General features: G+C 72.9%; 8 protein-coding genes and 1 riboswitch. Of the genes, 5 read left to right on the forward strand and 3 right to left on the reverse strand.

The window, feature by feature from the left end; translation table 11 throughout:
* Positions 1-7: 7 nt before the first annotated feature.
* Positions 8-222, reverse strand: a riboswitch (cobalamin riboswitch).
* A gap of 126 nt (positions 223-348) precedes the next feature.
* Entirely contained in the window at positions 349-2943 is a 2595-nt protein-coding gene (locus tag ACFRCG_RS26015) for a hypothetical protein (protein WP_380035559.1), read from the forward strand.
* Between the two features lie 118 nt (positions 2944-3061).
* Entirely contained in the window at positions 3062-4720 is a 1659-nt protein-coding gene (locus tag ACFRCG_RS26020; RefSeq protein WP_380035562.1) for an alpha/beta hydrolase, read from the forward strand.
* Positions 4721-4844: 124 nt separating this feature from the next.
* Here ACFRCG_RS26020 and ACFRCG_RS26025 read toward each other — a convergent pair whose 3' ends face one another.
* Both ACFRCG_RS26025 and ACFRCG_RS26030 read right to left on the reverse strand, forming a co-directional pair.
* A complete protein-coding gene (locus ACFRCG_RS26025) occupies positions 4845-5072 on the reverse strand; it encodes an MbtH family protein (RefSeq protein WP_380035565.1) in 228 nt (75 codons plus the stop codon).
* Positions 5069-15484 carry an amino acid adenylation domain-containing protein gene (locus tag ACFRCG_RS26030; RefSeq protein WP_380035568.1) on the reverse strand — a complete coding sequence of 3472 codons (10416 nt, stop codon included), beginning with the start codon at positions 15482-15484 and terminating at the stop codon, positions 5069-5071. Before ACFRCG_RS26030 ends, ACFRCG_RS26025 begins: the two co-directional genes overlap by 4 nt.
* A 641-nt stretch (positions 15485-16125) precedes the next feature.
* On the opposite strand from ACFRCG_RS26030, the gene ACFRCG_RS26035 reads away from it, so the two are divergent.
* The 3 genes from ACFRCG_RS26035 to ACFRCG_RS26045 all read left to right on the forward strand — a co-directional run bounded on the left by ACFRCG_RS26035 (position 16126) and on the right by ACFRCG_RS26045 (position 20213).
* Positions 16126-17082, forward strand: a complete 957-nt coding sequence (locus tag ACFRCG_RS26035; RefSeq protein ID WP_380035571.1) for an MBL fold metallo-hydrolase — start codon at positions 16126-16128, stop codon at positions 17080-17082.
* Between the two features lie 598 nt (positions 17083-17680).
* Positions 17681-19000, forward strand: coding sequence for a hypothetical protein (locus tag ACFRCG_RS26040; protein WP_380035574.1), 1320 nt, complete (start codon positions 17681-17683; stop codon positions 18998-19000).
* A gap of 160 nt (positions 19001-19160) precedes the next feature.
* Complete coding sequence (locus ACFRCG_RS26045) at positions 19161-20213, forward strand: AraC family transcriptional regulator ligand-binding domain-containing protein (RefSeq protein WP_380035576.1); 1053 nt, start codon at positions 19161-19163, stop codon at positions 20211-20213.
* An 18-nt stretch (positions 20214-20231) separates the two neighbouring features.
* Here ACFRCG_RS26045 and ACFRCG_RS26050 read toward each other — a convergent pair whose 3' ends face one another.
* Positions 20232-21080: an MBL fold metallo-hydrolase gene (locus ACFRCG_RS26050; RefSeq protein ID WP_380035578.1), complete on the reverse strand. Its 849-nt coding sequence runs from the start codon at positions 21078-21080 to the stop codon at positions 20232-20234.
* Between the last annotated feature and the right edge of the window lie 20 nt (positions 21081-21100).

Below are 21100 nucleotides of genomic sequence, written 5' to 3' on the forward strand. Positions count from 1 at the left end.
ACCCTCGTGGAACATGTCGCGCCGTGGCCGGTCTCCTGGCTTCCGCATCGACGCTCCGCGGCCGGCCTTCCCGGTTGGCTCGTTCCCGATCCATCCAGTGACCCCGACCGCTTTGCGAGCGGTCGGCGAGGGCCGCGGGGCTCCGCGGCTACAGTGGCGAGGGCCGCGCCGGCTTGAACCGGCTTCCCGTGCACCACGGCGGCCACAGGCTACCAAACCGCTCCTCGCGCCTCGTCGGCCCGCTGCGACGTGCGGGTTCCGAGTGACGTCCGAGCCACCTCCTACGCTGGGCGCTGCCGCGCCGCATCGGGTGAACGCGGCCGTCCTGGTGGGGAGTTGCGGTTCGTGATGTCGTGGGAGAGTGCGGCCGGCCTGCGTTCGGCGTTGTATGCCGCGTATCGTCTCGTGCCCGTCGCGGCGGGTGTCGAGTTGACGACGCGGCTGAGGACCGAGGTGTCGGAGGCGCTGGCCGCCGACCACGTGGCCCCGCCGTCACAGCTGATCGAGGCCGTGCTCGCGTCGGGTGACCACGACCTGATGGCGCGACTCGCGTGCAACCGGCACCTGGACGAGGACACGGCCGTGCGGATGGCCGGCCACGGGGACCCGGACGTGGGCCTCGCGCTGCTGAGCCGGCGCTCGGACACGCGCGTGCACGAAGCGGTCTGGGCGGCGGCGGACCCCGCGTCGGCGGACTGGCACACGCGCCTGGTGGTGCCGCTCCTCAAGCACGACGGGACCCGGTTGTCGCGGTCGATGCTGCACTCGCCCTTCCCCGACGCGGTCCGACACGCGATCTCGCGGCTCGCCCCGTATCTGCCCCCGTGGGTCGTCGTGGAGCGTGTTCTGGGCGTCTGTGCCACGCACACCCGGCTCGCCGACACGCACACGGAACTTCGCGGGTTCGCGGAGATGTTCCACGACGAGGGCATGCACCACCCGGACCTGGCCGCGGTCTTCGGGGAGGCCGCCCGGGCCGAGGACCCGGCCGCCGTGTTGGCCGCCGCCCGAACGCGGCTCGACGGCCGGGCCCGCTCGCGCGCGGACCACGACGCCTGGCTGGTCGGGCTCCGGCTCGGCGATCGGGTCGACGCGCCGGCCGGCGGCGTCGACTGGGCGGCGATCCTGCGCGAGGACGACCGACTCCCCTACGACACCGATGCCCGGATCGAGCTGACGCGGCACGAGGGCTGTCCCGAATGGCTCGTCTTCGCGACCGTTCGCGCCGGCGTCGCGTCGACGTTCGGCACGCGCGCGCACTTCGAGCGGCGCGTGGGCCCGGTGCCGTTCGCCGCGGTACTGGCCCCGGAAGCCCCCGACAACGACCATCACCTGGCCTACCTGCTCACCTGGGGGATCGAGAACGATCGTTTCCCCTTCGACGAGGTTCTTCGCACCGTCGCCCCCGCGGGCGTGGTCGTGGCCGCGCTCGGCAACCTGTGTCCCCGCCGCGCGGACTCCGCCGCCGGCGACGACCCATCGGACCACGCCGACATCGATGATGACGACGACGACCGCGCCTTTCTCCGCAGCTACCGCGGCCCGGTACCCGATGCGCTCGCCCCGTCCGTCGCCCGCCTGATCGAACCGCTCGGCGACGATCCCGAGGCGTGGATCTCGCTGCACAAGCTGCTTCCCCGATTCCGTGGCACCTGCCACGAACTCGTCTCGGCCGCGGTGGCCCACGCCGCCGACGAGCGCGCGAAGGGCACCCCGGTCACGTGGACCCGCGGCCTGGCCGCGCGCTTCCCCGCCGAGGCGCCCGAGGGCGCGCGCAAGCACCTCTACACCCTCCTCGCCGCCGCGCCCGACCACGTGCGGTGTGCCGTGATCCCCGCACTCGACCTGCGCGCCATCCAGCACCTGAGCGTCTTCCACCCGCTCTCCGCGGCGGTGCGCGCGCACGTGTACGCCGTACGCGGCGTCGAAGCCGCCGTCGCGTGCGCCTCGCGCTGGGACATGCCGGCCGATGTCGTGGCGGGACTGCTCGATCTCGACGACCCGGAAGTCAACGCGAGCCTCTACGACTTCGGCGGCATCGCACGGCATGAACGCGTTCGCATCTGCGCGGGCCGGCCGCGAGCCGGCGGCCCCCGTCGCATCCCGATCAGCCCGGCCCTCGGGGACCTGCTCGCCCGCACCAGCCCCTCCACTCGCCGCCACTGGCTCCTCGCCGCGATCGACTCGGGCGATCCGGTACTCGTCCGGGTGATGCTGGGCCGCATGCGCCTGCACACCGAGGTGGGCCGGCTGCGGGTCGCGGTCGCGTTGTGGGAACGCCACGGTCCCGACGCGGTGTCCGCCTTGCTCGCCGAGACCCGTTTTCCCGGCCGCCGCCCCGCCGCCAAGCACCCCTTTCCGGCGACGACACACCACCTGCTCCGTGCCGCACTCGCCGCGCCCGAGGCCGGATCGGCATCCATCCGCGAGACCCTTGCCGCCGCCCGGACTCCGGACGCCGCCGCCGAACACCTCCTGCGCGGCGGCAGGATCGGGGACCGGCTGGAGCACTTCGAGGACGAGTACGACATGGCCGTCCCCTGGGCCCGACTGATCGTCGCCGACGAGAAACAGCCGCTCTCGAAGGAGCCGTTGGCGGCCCTTGCCGCGCACCCCGACTGTCCGCCGCACCTCCTGACGGCCTACCTGGTCCGGTTCGGCATCGCGGACGGCGCGCGCGACCTCGACCGATGGCCGGCCGACCTGGCGGCAGGCCACGTGCTCCCGGCCGATCTCCTCACCGCGATCGCCCCCGCGTCCCATGTCCTGGCCTTCGTCGGGGACATGCTCTCGGCGTTCGGCGAGGAGTTCGCGTGCCTGGTCGACGAGGCCGGGCTCGACACCGCCGACCCCGGGCACTGGGCGGTGGTGCTTCGACTGGTCCCCGAGTTCACTGGCACCCTTCCGGAGCTCCTCGCCACCGCGGCCGCCGTCCTCCGCTGACGGGGCGTGCGTCGACCGGCGGATGCGGTGCGTGGAATGTCCGGTGTGGGTCGCGCTGTCGCCGGTGGCGGGGATATCGGTGTGCCGTGCGGGATCGGCGACTGATAGTCCTGGGCGCGTGATCACTCCTTTCCAGGCGGCGTCCTTCCGTCGTTCCATACCCGCGGCCGTGGCGCTGTTGTTGGCCGCCGGGTGTACCGGGGGCTCCGGCGACAGTGCCTCGAACGCCGCCGCCGGCAGGCCGGTTCCCACGCGGGTGACGACCGGGACGGCCGCGGCCACCCCGCCGCCCGCGCCGCCGAAGCCCAAGGGAGCGGCGGACCCGGCGCTGCGCTCCTTCTACGAACAGAAGATTTCGTGGAAGGCGTGCACGGACGACCCGAAGACGAAGAAGAAGGACGAGAGCGAATTCCGGTGCGGGACCTTCAAGGTGCCGCTGGATTACACCGCTCCCGGCGGCAGGTCGCTGGACATCGCCGTCATGCGGCACCCGGCCGCCGAGCCCGATCGGCGGATCGGCTCACTCGTGTTGAATCCCGGCGGACCCGGGGGCTCGGGCCAGGACTTCGTCAAGTACGGGTTCGCCGACTTCGACGGCCCTTTGCACGACCGCTACGACATCCTCGGCTTCGACCCGCGCGGTGTGGCCGACAGCGCGCCCGTACGGTGCCTGGGCGACAGGGCCCGGGACGAGCGCAACGCCCGGGACTCGCCCCGCGATCCGGTCGAACGCAAGGCGGACGGCGAGCGCGGCGGCAAGGAGTTCTCCGCCGCGTGCCAGGCCGGGTCCGGCGAGTTGCTGCCGTTCGTGGGCACGCGCAACGCGGCTCGGGACATGGACGTCCTGCGCGCCGCGGTCGGCGACGACAAACTCGACTACCTGGGCGTCTCGTACGGCACCTACCTCGGGACCATGTATCTGGACGAGTTCCCCGACCGCGCCGGCCACATGGTCCTGGACGCGGTGGTGGACCCTGCGGCCGACAAGCTCGACGCGAGCATCGACCAGATGGTCGGCTTCGAGCGCTCGTACCGTGCGTTCGCCGCCGACTGCGCGGCCCGGGCGGGCTGTCCGCTCGGCGGCGACCCGGCCAAGGCCGCCGAGATCGGTGCGACCTTCCTCGACGGGTTGCGGGACAAGCCGCTGCGCACCGCCTACGACGGCCGCAAGCTGACCTCCTCCCTCGGCTGGACCGGCACCACCAGCCTGCTGTACGGCGACAAGGAAACCGCGTGGAAGTACCTGCGGGACGCTCTCGCCCTGGCGATGAACAACAAGGACGGCAGCCACCTGCTCTTCTACGCCGACAACTACCTCGGCCGGGACGAGAAGGGGCACTACGACAACAGCTCGGACTCGCGCTCGGCGATACGCTGCGCCGACGGCGCCGCCCCGGCGCCCTCTCCCGAGCGGATCGAACAGGTCCTGGCGAAGCTCAAGGCGGATGCCCCGCTGCTGTCCAAGGACACCGTCGCATCGGATATCGAGGGCCCCGGCTGCGAGTTCTGGCCGTACAAGACTCCCGAACGGCCGCACGTGATCCGGGCCGAGGGCGCGCCGCCCGTCCTGGTGGTGGGCACGACCGGTGACCCGGCCACGCCGTACGCGGCATCCGAGAAGCTGGCCAAGGACCTCGCGCACGCGAGTCTGCTGACCCTGGAGGGCGAGGGCCACGGCGCGTTCGGCCGCAGCAGGTGCGTCGATGCGGCGGTGGCCGCCTACATCATCGAGGGCAGGCCGCCGGCCGCCGGCACGCGGTGCACCGACGGCAAGTAGCCGTCGACCGTTGCCCATGGGCAGGCGACGCCACCGACCCGGTGGGCGGGGATCCGCGAACGACCTCTGGAACCGGTTCGAATCGCTCCCGAAATCCTCGCCCCGGGGCCGTGTGTGCCGCCGGTTATCGCTCCCGGGCGTTCATGGCGTCGATCAGGGTCCGTGGACGCATGTCGGTCCAGGTGTGTTCGACGTGCTCGAGACAGGTTTGCCGGTCGGCCTCGGGGTGGCTCACCGTCCAGCCGGCGGGTACGTCGAGCGTCGCGGGCCACAGGGAGTGCTGGTTCTCGTCGTTGACCAGGACCAGGTAGCCGGCGTCGTCGTCCTCGAAGGGGTTGGTCGGGTGGCTCATGTCGGCTCCCTGAGAAGGGTCGGCGGTCCGGCCGGACCGGGTGCGGGGTGAGGGGTGCCGGGGCCCTCCGTCGAGTCGGACGCGCTGATCCGGTCGAGGTGGGCCGCGAGGGTGGGGCCGATCCGGGCGAGGGCGTCCGGGTGCGTCAGGGCGTTGTGTCGCGCCGGGATCTCGTGGACCTCGATTCGGCCGCCGATGTACGGGTCCCAGGACGCGGGTTCGGGCGTGTGCGGGTCGCGGTCGGCGCACGCCTTGAACAGCAGCATGTCGCCGTCGAAGACGCCGGGGGTGAACGCGTGGGCCGCCGCCGCGTTGTGGTCCAGCACGGCCGCGACGGTCGCGAGTTGACGCGGTCGCAGGGCGGCCAGGATGTGTTCTCGTTCGCGCAGCACCCGGGCGAGCGCGTCGTAGGTGATCCGGTGTGGGGCGAAGGCGTCCGGGTCGCAGTCGAGCACGAGGGCCAGGTGCTCCGCTCCCCCGCGCCGGGTCGACGCGTGGGGGGAGATCGTGTGCAGGGGGTAGGCGTCGAGCACGGCCAGCAGCGCCGTGTGCTCGCCGCGCGCGGCCAGTTCGGTGGCCATGGCGTGCGCGATCAGTCCGCCGGCGGACCAGCCGAGCAGCCGGTAGGGACCCCGCGGCTGGACCCTGCGGATCTCCTCCAGGTAGTCGGCGGCCATCTCCTCGATCGAGGCGGGCGCCGGTGCGGACCGGCTCAGGGCGCGGGCCTGGAGGGCGTACACGGGTTGACTCGGGGGCAGGTGGCGCAACAGCCCGCCGTAGGACCAGCCGATACCGCCCGCGGGATGCACGCACCACAGCGGGGGCCGGGTTCCGTGCGGGCGCAGCGGCAGTACCACCTCCAGGGCGCCGCCGGGTCGATCCGTCCCCGATCGCGCGGCCAGGCCGGCGGGGGTGGGTGTCTCGAAGAGGGCGCCGAGTGCGATGTCGATGCCCAGGACGTCGCGGATCCGGGAGATGAGGCGGGTGGCGAGGAGGGAGTGGCCGCCGAGGTCGAAGAACGAGTCGTCGGCCCCGACGGCGGGCAGGTCCAACACCTCGGCGAACAGTTCGGTGAGGACACGTTCGTGCGGGGTTCGTGGGGTCGTGTGGGTGTCGTCCCCGGTGTCCGGTCGATGTTCGGGGTCGGGTAGCGCGGTGCGGTCGGGCTTGCCGTTGGGGGTCAGCGGCATGCTCTCGAGGATGACGAACGCCGAGGGGACCATGTAGTCGGGCAGGTGTTGTCGGCTGTACGCGCGCAGTTGCGCGGGAGTCGCGGCGGGCTCGCCGGGGGTGGGGACGAGGTGGGCGGTGAGGTGTTTGTCGCCGTGGCGCCTCTCGCGGACGACGACCGCGGCCTGGGCCACTGCCGGATGCGCGGTGAGGACGGCTTCGATCTCGCCGGGCTCGATGCGGAAACCGCGGATCTTGACCTGCTGGTCGACGCGACCGCCGAACTCCAGGCCGGTGCCGTCGGCGCGCAGGCGGGCGAGGTCGCCGGTGCGGTACATCCGCTCCCCGGGCGGGCCGAACGGGCACGCCACGAACCGCTCGGCGGTGGTGGCCGGCCGGTTGAGGTAGCCGCGGGCGACACCTGGGCCGGCCAGGTACAACTCGCCCGTCGTGCCGGGCGGCAACGGGTCGAGCGCGGGGCCCAGGACCCAGGCCCGCATCCCCGGCATGGGCCGGCCCAGCGGCAGCGGACGGTCCGTGGCGACGGCGGGGCCGACCCGGTGGTGGGTGGCGAACGTCGTCGTCTCGGTGGGGCCGTAGACGTGCACCACCTCCGTGCCGGGACATGCCCGCCGCACCCGGGCGACCGCGGCGGGGGAGACCACGTCGCCCCCGGTCCACACCTCGCGCACACCCGCCAGGCAGTGCGGTTGTTGCTCCGCGATCAGGTGGAAGAGTCCGCAGGTGAGGAACAGGGCGGTCACCGCGTGGCAATCCAGGACGCGGTGGAGCGCGTCGGGGTCGAGGGGGCCGGGTGGGGCCAGGACGACGGCGCCGCCGTTGAGCAGGGGTGTCCACAGTTCGTAGGTGGAGGCGTCGAACGCGGTGGGCGAGTGGGCCAGGACGCGCTCGTGGGCGCCGCCGCGCCACGTGGGGGCCAGTGCCAGCGCGGCCACGTCGTGGTGGGTCACGGCGATGCCCTTGGGTTCGCCGGTCGACCCGGAGGTGTACATCACGTACGCGAGTTGGCGGGGGTGGCAGGCGATGTCCGGGGCGGCGGCGCCGTGGTGGTGTCGGTCGAGCGTGGCCAGCGTTTCGGGGTTCAGCAGCAGCGCCGCGTCGGTGTGGCGCATGATCAGGTCGATGCGGGAGGACGGGAAGCGCGGGTCCAGCGGCACGTACACGGCCCCGGCCTTGACGATCGCCAGCAGGGCCGCGACCAGGTCGAGGGAGCGCTCCAGCAGGACCGCCACGGTGTGCTCGGGCCGTACGCCCCGGTCGACGAGGGCGTGTGCGAGCCGGTTCGCGCGCTCGTCCAGTTCGCGGTAGGTCACGATCGTGGCGCCGGCGATCACCGCCGGCGCGTCCGGGGCGGCCCGCACCCGCTCGGCGAACAGGTCGGGCAGCGCGGCCCACGGCACGGGAGCGTCGTGCGTCTCGGGCCGGTCGGTGCCCGAGCGCAGCGTGCGCCGTTCGTTCGGGGAGAGCAGGTCGATGCGGCCGACGGGTGTGTCGGGGTGGGTGGCGGCCGCCCGCAGCAGGCGGATCCATCGGGTGGTCAGTGTCTCGATCGTGGACCGGTCGAAGAGGTCGGTGGCGTACTCCAGCAGGCCGCTCACCCCGGCGGGGTCGGCGTGCGGGCCGTAGCGCTCCTCCAGCACGAACGTGAGGTCGACCCGGGCGGTTTCGGTGTCCAGGGGCACGGCGGTGGTGCGCAACCCCGGGAGTACGAGGTCCTGCGCCGGGGCGGGGTGGAGGCCGAGCATCACCTGGAACAGCGGGTGTCGGGACAACGACCGGGTGGGATTGAGTTCTTCCACCAGTTGTTCGAACGGCAGGTCCTGGTGGGCGTAGGCGGCCAGGGCGTTGTCGCGCACGCGGACCAGGAGTTCGGCGAAGGTGGGGTCGCCGGAGGTGTCGGCACGCAGGACGAGGGTGTTGACGAAGAACCCGACGAGGTCGTCGAGGGCCTGGTCGGTGCGTCCGGCGATGGGGCTGCCGATCGCGATGTCGGTGCCCGCGCCCAGCCGGGTGAACAGGGCGGCGAGTCCGGCGTGCAGGACCATGAACAGGCTCGCGCCGTGGCGTCTGCCCAACTCGGTCAGGGCCGCGTGCAGCTCGGCGTCGAGCGCGACGGCGATGTGCTCGCCCCTGTGGGTGGCGGTCGCGGGGCGGGGGCGGTCGCAGGGTAGTGGCAGCTGATCGGGCAGGCCGTGCAGGGCGTGTTTCCAGTGGGCGAGTTGGCGGGCGGCGAGAGTGCCCGGGCGGTCCGGGTCGCCGAGCAGGTCGCGTTGCCACAGGGTGTAGTCGGCGTATTGGACCGGCAGCGGGTCCCACGCGGGTTCCTCGTCGCGGGCCCGCGCGGTGTAGGCGAGGGTGAGGTCGCGCGCGAGCGGGCCCGTCGACCAGCCGTCGCCCGCGATGTGGTGGACGAGCAGCAACAGCACATGCTCATCCGGTCCGACGATGAACAGCTCCGCGCGCAGCGGCGGTTCGACGGCGAGGTCGAAGGAGTATCGGGCGGCGGCGGCGAGCCGGTCGCGAAGTTCGCTCTCGTCGAGGCGGGTGACGGGCAGGCGCAGGGATCGGCGGACGCACGCCGGGTCCAGCACCTGCTGGTGGGGCTGCCCGTCTTCGGACGCGGGAAAGATCGTACGCAGGCTCTCGTGTCGGACCGCGACGTCGGCGAGCGCGGCGTGCAGGGCCGGCCGGTCCAGGCGGCCGGTCAGGCGCACCGCGAAGGGGATGTTGTAGGTGGGGCTGGGGCCTTCGAGACGGTACAGGAACCACAACCGGCGCTGGGCGAAGGACAGAGGCAGGTTCCGGGGGCGTTCCCGGCGGCCCAGGGCGGGACGCCGGACGGGGCTCGCGCCGTGCAGTCGCCCCGCCAGGTCGGCCGGGGTGGGGGCCTCGAAGAGTGTGCGCAGTTCCACGTCGGTGTCGAGGGCGGCGCGGATGCGGGAGGTGAGTCGGGTCGCCAGGAGGGAGTGGCCGCCGAGGTCGAAGAAGTTGTCGTCGGGGGACACGTAAGCGAGGTCGAGGGTTTCGGCGAACAGTTCGCACAGCAGACGTTCCCGCGGGGTGCGGGGCGCTCGCGGGTGTTCGTCGGCGGCGCGGTGTTCGGGGGCGGGGAGCGCACGGCGGTCGAGGGTGCCGTGCGCGGTGAGGGGCAGGGCGTCCACGCTCGTGAACGTCGAGGGGATCACGCCTTCGGCCAGGTGTTGTCGTGCGTACGCGGTCAACTCGGCGGCGGAGGCGGTGCGGCCGGTGGCGGGGATCAGGTAGGCGACCAGGTGCGCGCCGCCGTGCCGATCGTCGCGGACGACGACGGCGGCCCGATCCACGTCCGGGTGGGCCGCCAGGACGGTTTCGATCCTGCCCGGGTCGATCGGGACACCGCGGAACTCGACCCGGTCGTCGGCGCGACCGCGAAAGTCCAGCCCGTCCTCGTCGGCGCGCCATGTCGCGAGGTCGCCGGTGCGGTACATACGTTCGCCCGGCCGGCCCCACGGGCAGGCGACGAACCGTTCGGCGGTGGCGCCGCGCAGGCCCCGGTAGCCGCGAGCCAGTCCCGCTCCGGCGAGGTACAACTCGCCCGTCACGCCCGGCGGCACCGGCCGCAGGGCGGCGTCCAGCACGTAGGCCCGCATGCCCGCCACGGGCCGGCCGAGGCCGATCGGTGCCACCGGCCCGGTGGGGGCGAGCGGGGCGCTCATCGTCGCCCACGCGGTGGTCTCGGGCGGACCGTAGGCGTGGATCACGCGCCGCCCGGACGCCCACCGGTCCCCCGGGCCTGCCTCGCCGGCGACGACCAGCCGGGCCACGGGGCCGTCGATCGCGGACGGCGGCACGGTGGTGTGCGTCGGGCGCGACGGCGGTTCGGCCGGCGTGTTCGGCGGGTCGGCGACGGCGCGTGACGCTTCGGCGAGCGCCGAGGACGCGTCGGCCCGCGGATCGATCACCAGCGCGGCGCCGGCCGCCAGGGCCGCGCACACGTCCCGGACCAGGACGTCGAAGGCGCGGGAGAGCAACACGCGGCTGCCCGTGCCGAGTCCGAGCGTTTCGGCCTGGACGGCGGCCATGTGGGCGATGCCGGCGTGTGTGACGGTCACTCCCCCGGGGCGGCCGGGGTCGCCGAAGGCGTGCAGGACGCAGGCGCCGTGCCGGGGGTCGACGGCGATGCCCGGGTCGGTGTCCGGGCGTTCCTCCCCGGGGGCGGGGACCCGGTCCGGGTCGTCGAGGACGAAAGCGGGGCGGGCGCCGTCGAGCATCGCCCGGACTTCGGCGGTCGGGCGGTCGGGGTCGACGGGCAGGAAGGCCGCGCCCGCCTTGAGCGTGCCCAGGATCGCGACCACGAGGTCGATCGAGCGGGGCAGCACGAGGGCGACGACGTCCTCGTGGCCGATGCCGCGGGCGATCAGGGCGTGTGCGAGCCGGTTCGCCCGGGCGTTCAGCTCTCGATGGCTCGGCCGGCTCTCGCCGGCGATCAGCGCGACCGCGTCCGGTGTCCGTGCCACCCGTGCCGCGAACAGCTCCGGCACCGACCGCCACGGCGGCGCGGGGGCGGCCCGGTCGAACTCCGGGAGCACTCGTCGGCGTTCGTGCGTCGACATGATCTCCGCCCGGCCGATCGGCCGGTCCGGGTCGGCCGCCACCGACGCGAGCAGGCGGGTCCACCGGTCGGTCAGCGTCTCGATGCCGGCGCCGTCGAACACGTCGGTGGCGTATTCGACGGTGCCCACGATCCCGTTCGGGGCGCCGTCGGGGGTGTGCCGTTCGGTGAGGTCGAGGGTCAGGTCCACGCGCGCGGTGCCGGTGGGTGTCGGTCGCCCGCTCACCCGCAGGCCGGGCAACTCGATCGTGGCGTCGGGGGAGTTCTGCAGGGCGAGCATCACCTGGAACAGGGGGTGGCGCGCGAGTGAGCGGGTCGGGCTCAGCTCTTCCACCAGGCGTTCGAAGGGCAGGTCCTGGTGCGCGTAGGCGGCCAGGTTGGTGTCGCGGACACGGGTGAGGAGTTCGGCGAACGACGGGTCGCCGCCGGTGTCGGTGCGCAGGACCAGCGTGTTGACGAAGAATCCGACGAGGTCGTCGAGGGCCTCGTCGGTGCGGCCGGCGATCGGGGTGCCGATGGGGATGTCGTGCCCGGCACCGAGGCGGGTGAGCAGGGCGGCCAGACCCGCCTGGAGGACCATGTGCAGACTGGCCCCGCGGGCCCGGGCGAGATCGAGCAGGGCGCCGTGCAGGTCGGCGCCCAGCGTGACGTCGACGGTGGCGCCGCGATGGGTGGCCACCGCAGGCCGGGGTCGGTCGGTGGGCAGCGCGAGTTGCTCGGGCAGGCCGGCCAGCGCTCCTTTCCAGTAGGCGAGTTGGCGCGCGGCCAAACTTGCGGGATCCGCCGGATCCCCCAGGAGGTCGTGCTGCCACAGGGTGTAGTCGGCGTACTGCACCGGCAGCGGCGTCCAGCCGGGCGCCTCGCCGCCGCACCGTGCGCGGTACGCCGTCGACAGGTCCCGTGCCAGCGGGCCGATCGACCAGCCGTCGCCGGCGATGTGGTGGACCACCAGCGACAGCACGTGCTCGTTGGGGGCCAGGGCGAACAGTTCGGCGCGCACCGGGGGTTCGATCGTCAGGTCGAAGCCGCGACGCGCCGCCGACGCCGACCGGTCGGCGAGTTCCCGTTCGTCGACCGACGTCACGGGCAGGGCCAGATGCCGACGGATTCGCGTCTCGTCCAGAACCCGCTGACAGGGCGCTCCGTCCTCGTACACGGGGAAGACGGTGCGCAGGCTCTCCTGCCGCAGGGCCACGTCCACCAGGGCCTGTTCCAGTGCCGCCGCGTCGAGTTCCCCGCTCAGGCGCAGCGCGAGGGCGATGTTGTAGGTGGCCGTGGGGCCGTGCATGCGGTGGAGGAACCACAGGCGGCGCTGGGCGTGGGACAGCGGCAGCGGCGTCGGGCGGTGCCGTGGGCGCAGCACGGGCCGGGTGCGTCCCGCGGGGTCGAGTCGGGCGGCCAGAGCGGCCGGGGTGGGTGCCTCGAACAGGGTGCGGATCCCCACCTCGATGCCCAGCACCGCGCGCAGGCGGGAGATGAGGCGGGTGGCGAGCAGGGAGTGTCCGCCGAGGTCGAAGAAGGAATCGTCGGCGCCGACCCGGGGCAGGCCGAGGATCTCGGCGAACAACTCGCCCAGGACCTGTTCGTGTGGGGTACGCGCGGCCCGGCCCGCCTCGCCGAGGTGCTGCTCGGGAGCCGGGAGCGCGGCCGTGTCCAGCTTGCCGTTCACCGTCAGGGGAAGGGCGTCCAGCGTCACGAACGCCGAGGGGACCATGTGGTCGGGCAGGTGCCGCCGCGCGTGCTCGCGCAGTTCCGCGGCCGTCGCGCCACTCGGGCCGGGAACGATGTAGGCGACCAGGCGCCGGTCCCCGGGCCGGTCTCCCCGCGCGGCGACCGCGACCCGGGCCACGCACGGATGGCCCGCCAGGACGGTTTCCACCTCGCCGGGTTCGATCCGGAAGCCGCGGATCTTGATCTGCCGGTCGGCGCGGCCGAGGTAGACCAGCGCGCCGTCGGCACGCCGGCGCACCAGGTCCCCGGTGCGATACATCCGCTCGCCCGGGGTCGTGTACGGGCAGGCGACGAAACGTTCGGCGGTGAGGCCGGGCCGGTTGAGGTAGCCGCGGGCCAGTCCCTCGCCGGCGAGGTACAACTCGCCGGGCACCCCCGGGGGTACCGGTCGCAGGGCGGTGTCGAGGACGAAGGCGCGCACGTCGGGCAGGACGGTGCCGATCACGCTGGCTCCCGCCGCGGCGGCGGTCGCCCGGTCGAACGCGGCGTGGGTGACGTACATCGTGGTCTCGGTGGGGCCGTACAGGTTGAGCACCGCCGACCCGTCGCCGTGGCGGCTGTACCAGTCCTCCAGGCGGGCGGGGTCCAGCGCCTCGCCGACGAGAGTCACCGTGCGCAGCGAGAGCGCCTGCCCGAGTTGCGGCGCTTCGCGGTCGGCGTGCATCAGGGGATGGAACGCGGACGGGGTCTGGCACAGCACCGTCACGCGCTCGTCGACCAGCAGGCGCAGGAACTTCTCCGGGGAGCGGGTGATGTCGTGGGGGACGACGACCAGGCGCCCGCCGTGCAGCAGCGCACCGAAGATCTCCCAGACCGAGACGTCGAAGGTATAGGAGTGGAACATCGTCCACACGTCGTCGGCGCCGCACGCCAGGTGGCCCCGGGCCATGGCGAACAGCCGCACCATGTTGCGGTGCGAGACCACCACACCCTTGGGTCGGCCGGTCGAACCGGATGTGTGGATGACATAGGCCGGATGCCGGGGATCGATGGTGACGAGCGGGTCGGAACCGGGGAGATCGCGCAGCAGCGCCGCGGTCGAGGGGGCGTCCAGGAGCAGCGAATCCGTGCCGGGGGCGGGGTCGATCGCGGCGTGGATCGCGCGGTGGGTGAGCAGCAGGGCCGCGCCGGTGTCGGCGAGCGTGTCCCTCAGCCGTGCGGCGGGGGAGCCGGGTTCGATGGGCAGATACGCGGCACCGGCCTTAAGGACCGCGAGGATCGTGGTCACCATCTCGACGCCGCGCGGCAGTACGAGGGCGACGATGTCCTCGGGGCCGATGCCGCGGGCGATCAGGGCGTGCGCGAGGCGGTTCGCCTCGGCGTTGAGTTGCCCGTAGGTCCGGGTTTCTTCCCCGCACACCACGGCGACGGCCTGCGGGGCGGTGCGGGCGTGTGCTTCGAACAGCTCGGGCACGACGGTCCGCACGACGTCGGTGGGCGCCGGCTCGGGGCGGCCCGTCGACTCGTGGCGCTCGTCGTCGGTCAGCAGTTCGAGATCGCCGACGCGCCGTTCGGGATCGGCCGCGGCCATGTCGTCGAGCAGGCGCAGCAGCCGGGTCTGGTGGTCGACCAGGTCCGCGTCGGTGTACCGCTCCGCCGGGGCGTGCAGTTCCCATCGCATGCCGGCGCCGTCGCGTTGTTCCAGGACCACCAGTGTCGGGCCGGCGACGCCTCCCCGGGAGAGGTTGTGGATCGTGGAGCGGTGTCCGGCGAACGTGAGGGAGGCGCCGAACGTCATGACGTTGACGGTCATGGTGAACCGGGAGCCGACGGGGTCGGGCAGGCCGAGGTCGCGGGTGATGTCCTCGCCGCGGTAGCGCTCGTGCGCCACCGCCTGCTCCACCGCGGCATCGACGCTCGCCAGCAACTCCGCCAGTGACATGGCCGGATGCACCCGAAGGCGCAGCGGCACGATGTTGGCCAGTGCGCCCGGGATGTTGAGCAGGTCGCGCCGCATGCGCCCGGAGACGACGAGGCCGAGGAGCAGGTCGCGCGCGCCGGTCAGCCGGTGGGCGTACGCCGCCGCGGCGGCGACGGCGTAGCGCGACCGCTGTGTCCCGCTCCGCTCGCTCGCCGCGCGCAACGCTTCCGGGCGGGCCATCGGGCGCGCCCGGGTCCGGCGACCGGCACCGGGAAACCACTGGCCGTCCTGCGCGCCGTCGTGGGTGTGCGTGAGGTCCGGTCGGGCGGGCAGCGGGGCGGGGTCGGGCAGGTCGGCGAGCACGTTCGTCCAGTACGCGCGGTCGGCGTCGAACTGCTCGGAGGTCCGGTAGTCCAGGTCGGCTCGCACCAGATGCGCCGGCGACCCGAACGGGGAGGCCCCGGGGGCCTTTCCGGCGACCAGGGCCGTGTACACCCGCGCGACCCGGCGCGCGACGAGGGCGAAGCCGAAGCCGTCCATCACCAGGTGGTGACCGCTGCCGTACCACCACCAGCGGTCCGTTCCCAGCCGGAACAACGCGAACCGGAACAGCGGGCCGCGGGAGAGGTCCATGGGGGTGTCCATGTCCGACGCCACCCACGCCCGTACCGCCGCCTCCGGGCAGGGTTCATCGCCGACGTCCACGTGCGGAAGCGACCACTGCCGGTCCGTGTCCACGACCTGCATCGGGCCGTCGCCGCCTTCGACGACGCGCACGCCCACGGCCTCGGCCTCCGACAGGGTTCGGCGCAGCGCGGCCTCGAACAACGCGGCGTCCACCGGGCCGTGGATCTCCACGCACTCGGCGACACGGTATGCCGCGCCGTTGCCCGGGCAGCGCTGCTCCGCGAGCCAGAACTCCCGTTGCGCGGAGGTCAGCGGCAGCGTGTGCGAGGCGTCCACCGCGCGGCCCTCGTCGGGGCTGGAACCGGGCCCCGGGTCGGGAGTGGAGGCGGTCGTGGCGCCGGGACTGGACAACGGAAACCTCCGTGAGGGGATGGTTCGGGCAGCGGATGAGGGACCACGGACGCCGGGTCGGCCGGTACGGCACCGCCCGGGCGGTCACTTCCGAAGGGGCAGGGGCAGGCACCGGAACAGCGGTCGCCGGGTTCGCTGTTCGCGTGGCGGGCCCGGCCCGGAGCCGCCGAGCATGCCTTCGCGTCGATCGCCGACTCGACGCGGCACTTCTCCGAACATACGAAAAATCAACCATTCGGTTAGTCGAATGGGCAAGGACAAAACGCCACACAACACGAAAGAGTGAACGCCGCTGGACCGCTCGGCGGGCCGAGAAAACGTCCCGACAGACCCCGGTGGGACAAAATCCCGGCGGCGGTCCTACCGCTGACGCCGCATCACCGACTGCGACCGGTCGCCTGGTCGTGCTGTCGGCCCGACCCATCGTCCATCGGGAACCGCGGACCTGTCTGCCGACAAAGACAACTCCGCGACCAGCGGTGATAGTTGCCTGGCTATCGCTGCCTGTCGGATTCGGTCTTGGACATGTGGTGACGGGCATTGATGTGCTGCTGCCCTCGACATCGGCACGGAACGGGGTACACGAGATGTGTGGGAACTGCACGAACGGCGGGGGGCGGGCGAGCGCGAGCCGTCGGGGAATGTTGCGCGCGGCGGTGCTGGGTGGCGCGACGCTCGCGGTTGCCGGCGGCGCGAAACTCGCGGCGGCGACGGAGCCCGAGGTCGCGGTGGATGCGGCTCGCGGGCCCGTGGGGGTGGGTCTGCGCTGGCTCGGCGTGGCCGGGTGGGAGATCACCTTCGACGGGCGCGTGTTGTACTTCGACCCGTACCTGAGCCGCTTCGACTATCGCCTCCAGGGCGGCGCCTTGCGCACCGACCCGCGCGTGCTCGAGGGGCTGTTGGCGTCGGGTCGACTGGCGGGGCCGCCCGAACTGGTCATGGTGAGCCACGGTCACTGGGACCACATGGCGGACGTGCCCCACCTGTTGACCCGCAGGGAGTGGGCGGCGCGCACGATCGACACGATCGGCACGGAGACGCACGCCCATCTGTTGCGGGCCATGGGCGTCGAGCGCCCGGTGATCGTCGCCTCGGGCGGCGAGTACCTGAGCTTCGGCGGCGGCGCCTACACCGTCGAGGTGATCCGCAGCCTGCACAGCCAGTCCGGCGGACACGGCTTCTTCGCGCCCGGTACGCGCACCGCCCCGCCTCCGCCGCCCACGACCACCGCCGACCTGGTCGAGGGCGGCACGCTCGCCTATCAGGTCACCGTGCCGGGCCGGCTGAAGGTGATGCTGTTCGGCGGTACGAACTTCGTCGAGCGGGAGATCGCGGGGATGCGACCGGACGTGGTGATGGTGTCGATGACCGACCACACCACGGTCCACGAGTACCTTCCGAGGCTGCTCACCGCGCTCGGCGGGCCGCGATACGTCATACCCGGCCACCACGACGACATGATCACCGGCTACGACGACCCGGCCCTGCCCGGCACCGTGAACCACGAGGCGGTGGCCGAACTCCGCGCCACCATCGCCCGAATGGGGCTCGGCACCCGGGTCGTTCCGGCCGTACACCTCCAGCGCCTGAACTTCTGACCCGACCATGCCGCCACGGCGCCGGGGAACGATCACGACGGAGACGGGAGATCGTGGTCCGGGCCCGCTTCGCTCTCCCGATTCGTCCGGGCTTCGCCTGCGGGACGCGGACGTCGGCGGCGTGGGCGACGTGGGCGACGGGCGGGCTCGGCCGGGCCGGTCCGGAGCGGGCGGGCGTCGGTCCCGGGCTCCCGGTGCCGGCGTCGTTCGCGCCACCAGGCCAGCCGGTCGGCGGAGTTCTGCGGGAACACGGATCGCACGACGGCGGTGACGGTGGCGGACAGCACGAACAGCAGTACGGCCCACCACGGGGCACCGGGGATGAGCGGGTTCACCTGTCCGCGCTCCTGTCCGCCGCCGGCAGCGCCGCGCCGTGGCGGTGTCGTCGGGGATGGATGTGCGGCGTGCGGTGTCTCATGGGCGTCCCTTCGAGGCGGTCGGGCCGGCCCGGGTGAACCCCGCGGCCGGCGACATGCCTCCATTTCGCCGTGATCCGCAGTCCGCACACAGCGTGTCGGACACATCCGGTGAAGCTCCGGACACGCTCGGACGGCGGCGCTAGGCTCCGGACAGTCTCGGACACCTGGGGGGTGGCTCGATGTCGGAATCCGGGCAGGGGCCTGTCGAGGAATTCGCCGTATGGCTGCGGCAGGTGAAACTGTCGGAGGGCGATCCGTCGATTCGCGAGCTGGTGCTTCGCACCCAAAAGAACGGGGTGCCGATCCCGCGCAGCACGCTCCAGGGGGCTCTGGACGGGAAACGGCTGCCGTCGATCGACACCGCCGTGGCGATCGTGCGGGCGCTGAAGCGCGACGAGAGCTGGGTCGACGAATGCCGTGGCCGATGGCAGCGGGCCCGCTCGGCGCTGACCGGAGTGCCGATGCCGGCCGCACCGGCACCGGCGAGCGCGCGAGGAGCGCGCGCCGCCGACGTGTTGCCCTCCTCCGGCGCCGCGCCGGCGCACTCCGCCGGTGCGTTGCCGCCTCCCGCCGGTGCGTTACCGGGCTCCACCGGTGTACTGCCGCCACCGGCGGGTGTCGCTCGGGAGCCGGAAGCGGCTGCCGACTCCGGTCGACATCGCCCCTCGGCACCACCGCACCGGCGTGCGCCCGTATGGAGGCGCGGGAAGAGTGTGCACATCGCCACCGCCGTCGTGCTCGCGGTGGCCGCGGGCGGTGTCTACGGCGTCTACGGCACGAACATCTCCCGCGGTTCGCGCGGTTCCGCCGACCCGGCGGACAAACCCACCGCCTCCGGCACGGCCGCGGCGCCCGGCGCGGGAGGTACCGCGTCCTCTCCGTTGCCGCCCTATCTCCACATCCAGGCCAGGGACGCCGGGTGCGGGCCCGTCAACTACTACAACGAGAGCCCCGCCCAGTACGAACAACACCCCCGGCAGGGCGGTCGGTCGGTGGGCGAAGGGACCATCGACATCACGAACCAGACCTCCTCCAACGAGGCGGTACTGCTGACCGGACTGCGCGTCCGGGTGCTCCAACGCCGCCCCGTGCCCGCCACCGGCATCGTGGTGGCGGACGGGCAGTGCGGCGGCAGCCAGACCGTGCGCCCGTTCACCACCGACCTCGACAAACCTGCGCCCGTGGCCATCGCCCGCCCCGCCGAGGAAGCCCCCGACTCGCCGGCTCGCCCGGCGGTGACCTTCCCGTTCAAGATCCTGCCCGGTGACCCCGAAGTCTTCGAGCTCATCGCGAGCGGCACCACCTGCGACTGCACCATCGCGGTGGAGATCGACTGGGTCGCGGCGGGCAGGCCCGGCAGCACCGTCCTGGACAACGAGGGCCGCGGCTTCCCCGTGCTGGCCGCCCCCGGCCTTCCCGCCTACCGGGTCGACGGCCCGGGCTACGACAAGCTCGTTCCCGCCGCGTACAAGGACATCGTCCGGAGCACCTATCCGTAGCGCCGCGAGGACGTGGACCGGGCCGGCGTGATCCGGACCACGCGAACGAGCGGACGTCATCGCGCAACGGCCCGACCCCGCTCACCTTCGATCCGCTGGGCACGAATTCGGTCATGTTTTTCGCAGCGGGGGGCGGAAACCGCATCTAGGATTGCCGATCGTGCACGAATGGACGGTTTCGGCGCACTGCGCGCGGTTCTTCCGCGCGCTCGTGCGCGATTCAGGCGGGGATTCCGCCCGGTTCGACGAACTTCCGGGGCTTTCGTCGGAGGACCTCGGCGATGATCTGATACGCGTTCCGACCGCGTCGGCGGTCGCGCTGTGGGAGCAGTTGGTGGTGGCCGGATCCGGTCCCTTCGTCGCGCTGCGCCTCACCGACGCGGCCGACATCGGGACGTTCGGCATATGGGACTACCTGAGCACCTGCGGCCCCGATCTGCGTACGGCGTTCGCCACAGCCGCGGAGTACCTGAGGGTGGTCGGCGACGCGGACACCCGGATCGAGGGCATCGAGGACGGTTCGCTCTACACGCTGCGGCAGTCCGTCGGGGTCGACGTCCCCGACGTGGCCGAGGCGTTCGACCTGATGACGTTGGCCGTGTTCCTGCGCCGGGCGGGCGAGGCCACCAAGACGCCGCTCGTCCCGCTGAAGGTGACCCTCGCGCATCGCGCCCCGACCGGGATTCGCCGGCACGCCGAGCACTTCGGTACGCGAAACATCGAGTTCGAGGCGGCGGCCAACTCCGTGACCTTCCGGCTCGACGACGTCCGGCGTCCGCTGCCCGGCTTCCAACCCGGCCTCGACCGGTTCCTGCGCGATCACGCGGATCGGATCATGGCGACGTCCCGCGCCACACCGACCTGGCATGAGCGCTTCCGCGCGGCCCTGGACGCCGCGTTCCGGGGCGACGCGGTCGCCCTCGACCAGGTCGCCGCCCGCATGCACCTCAGCGGCCGCAGCCTCCAGCGCAGATTGTCCGCGCACGGTACGACCTGGCGCGGCGAGGTCGCGGCCGCCCGCGAGGAACGCGCACTGAGACTGCTGCGCGAGACCGATCTGCCCCGGCAGGCCATCGCCGCCCGCGTGGGCTACACGGACGCACGTACCCTCCGCCGGGCGATGCGCCGATGGCGGGGCGAGAGCCCCGAGGCGCGGCGGGCGGCCCGACCCGACACCACCGAACCGGACATCGCGCGACCCCTGTTGGGCTGAAACGTCCCGAACCGGCCGTCAGGACGCGGCGAGTTCGGCCGCGACGGCGTCGGCGCCGAGGGCGATCATCCAGGACAGCGGGGCGTCGGGCGCGTACTCCCGCATGACGCGGTCGAGTTCTTCCTTGGCCTCGTCGGTGAGGGACGCCCGCCCGTCGGCCAGGCGGGCGACCTCGGCGCGGTAGCACAGCAGGTAGTCGCGCTGCGCGGCGAGGACCCGGACTCCGGTCGGTGCGCCGTGGCCGGGCAGGAGTACGGCGGCGTCGGCGAGTTCGGTGGCGAGGGTGTCCAGGGCACCCAGCCACTGGGCGCCGTGGCCGTCGGCGGTGTAGGGGTGGGTGCCGTGGAAGGCCAGGTCGCCGATGAACGCCACATCCCGCTCGGCGTTGTCGGCGCGGGCGAGGAAGACGCTGTCCGCGTGGCTTTCGGCCGGGCCGAGGTCGCGGGCGGTGTAGCGGACCCCGTCGAGGGTGACGGGGTCGCCGTTCTTCAACTGCACGGTGGGGAAGGCGGTGACGGCGGGCCATTCGTCACCGTAGACGGGTCCCCATTGGGCACGTTTGGCGTCGGAGATGTCGCGGATGACGCGGTCGACGGCTTCGGTGGCGTAGACGGGGACGTCGCGGCCGTCGACGAGGGCGTGCACGCCATTGAAGTGGTCGGGGTGTGCGTGGGTGACGAAGACGCCCAGGAGCGGCTTGCCGAGTGCGTCGACCTTGGCGACGAGTGCGGCGATCTCGGAGTTGAGGAGGTTGGTGTCGACGACCACGACGCCTTCGTCGGTCTCCACCAGGTAGGAGTTGACGAGCAGGCCGGCTTCCGAGGCCGTATGCGTGTGGATGGTCAGGCCGTGGGTGTCACGGGACATGGTGGATCTCCAGAGGACGA

Source organism: Embleya sp. NPDC056575, assembly GCF_042793325.1.
Taxonomy (GTDB): domain Bacteria; phylum Actinomycetota; class Actinomycetes; order Streptomycetales; family Streptomycetaceae; genus Embleya.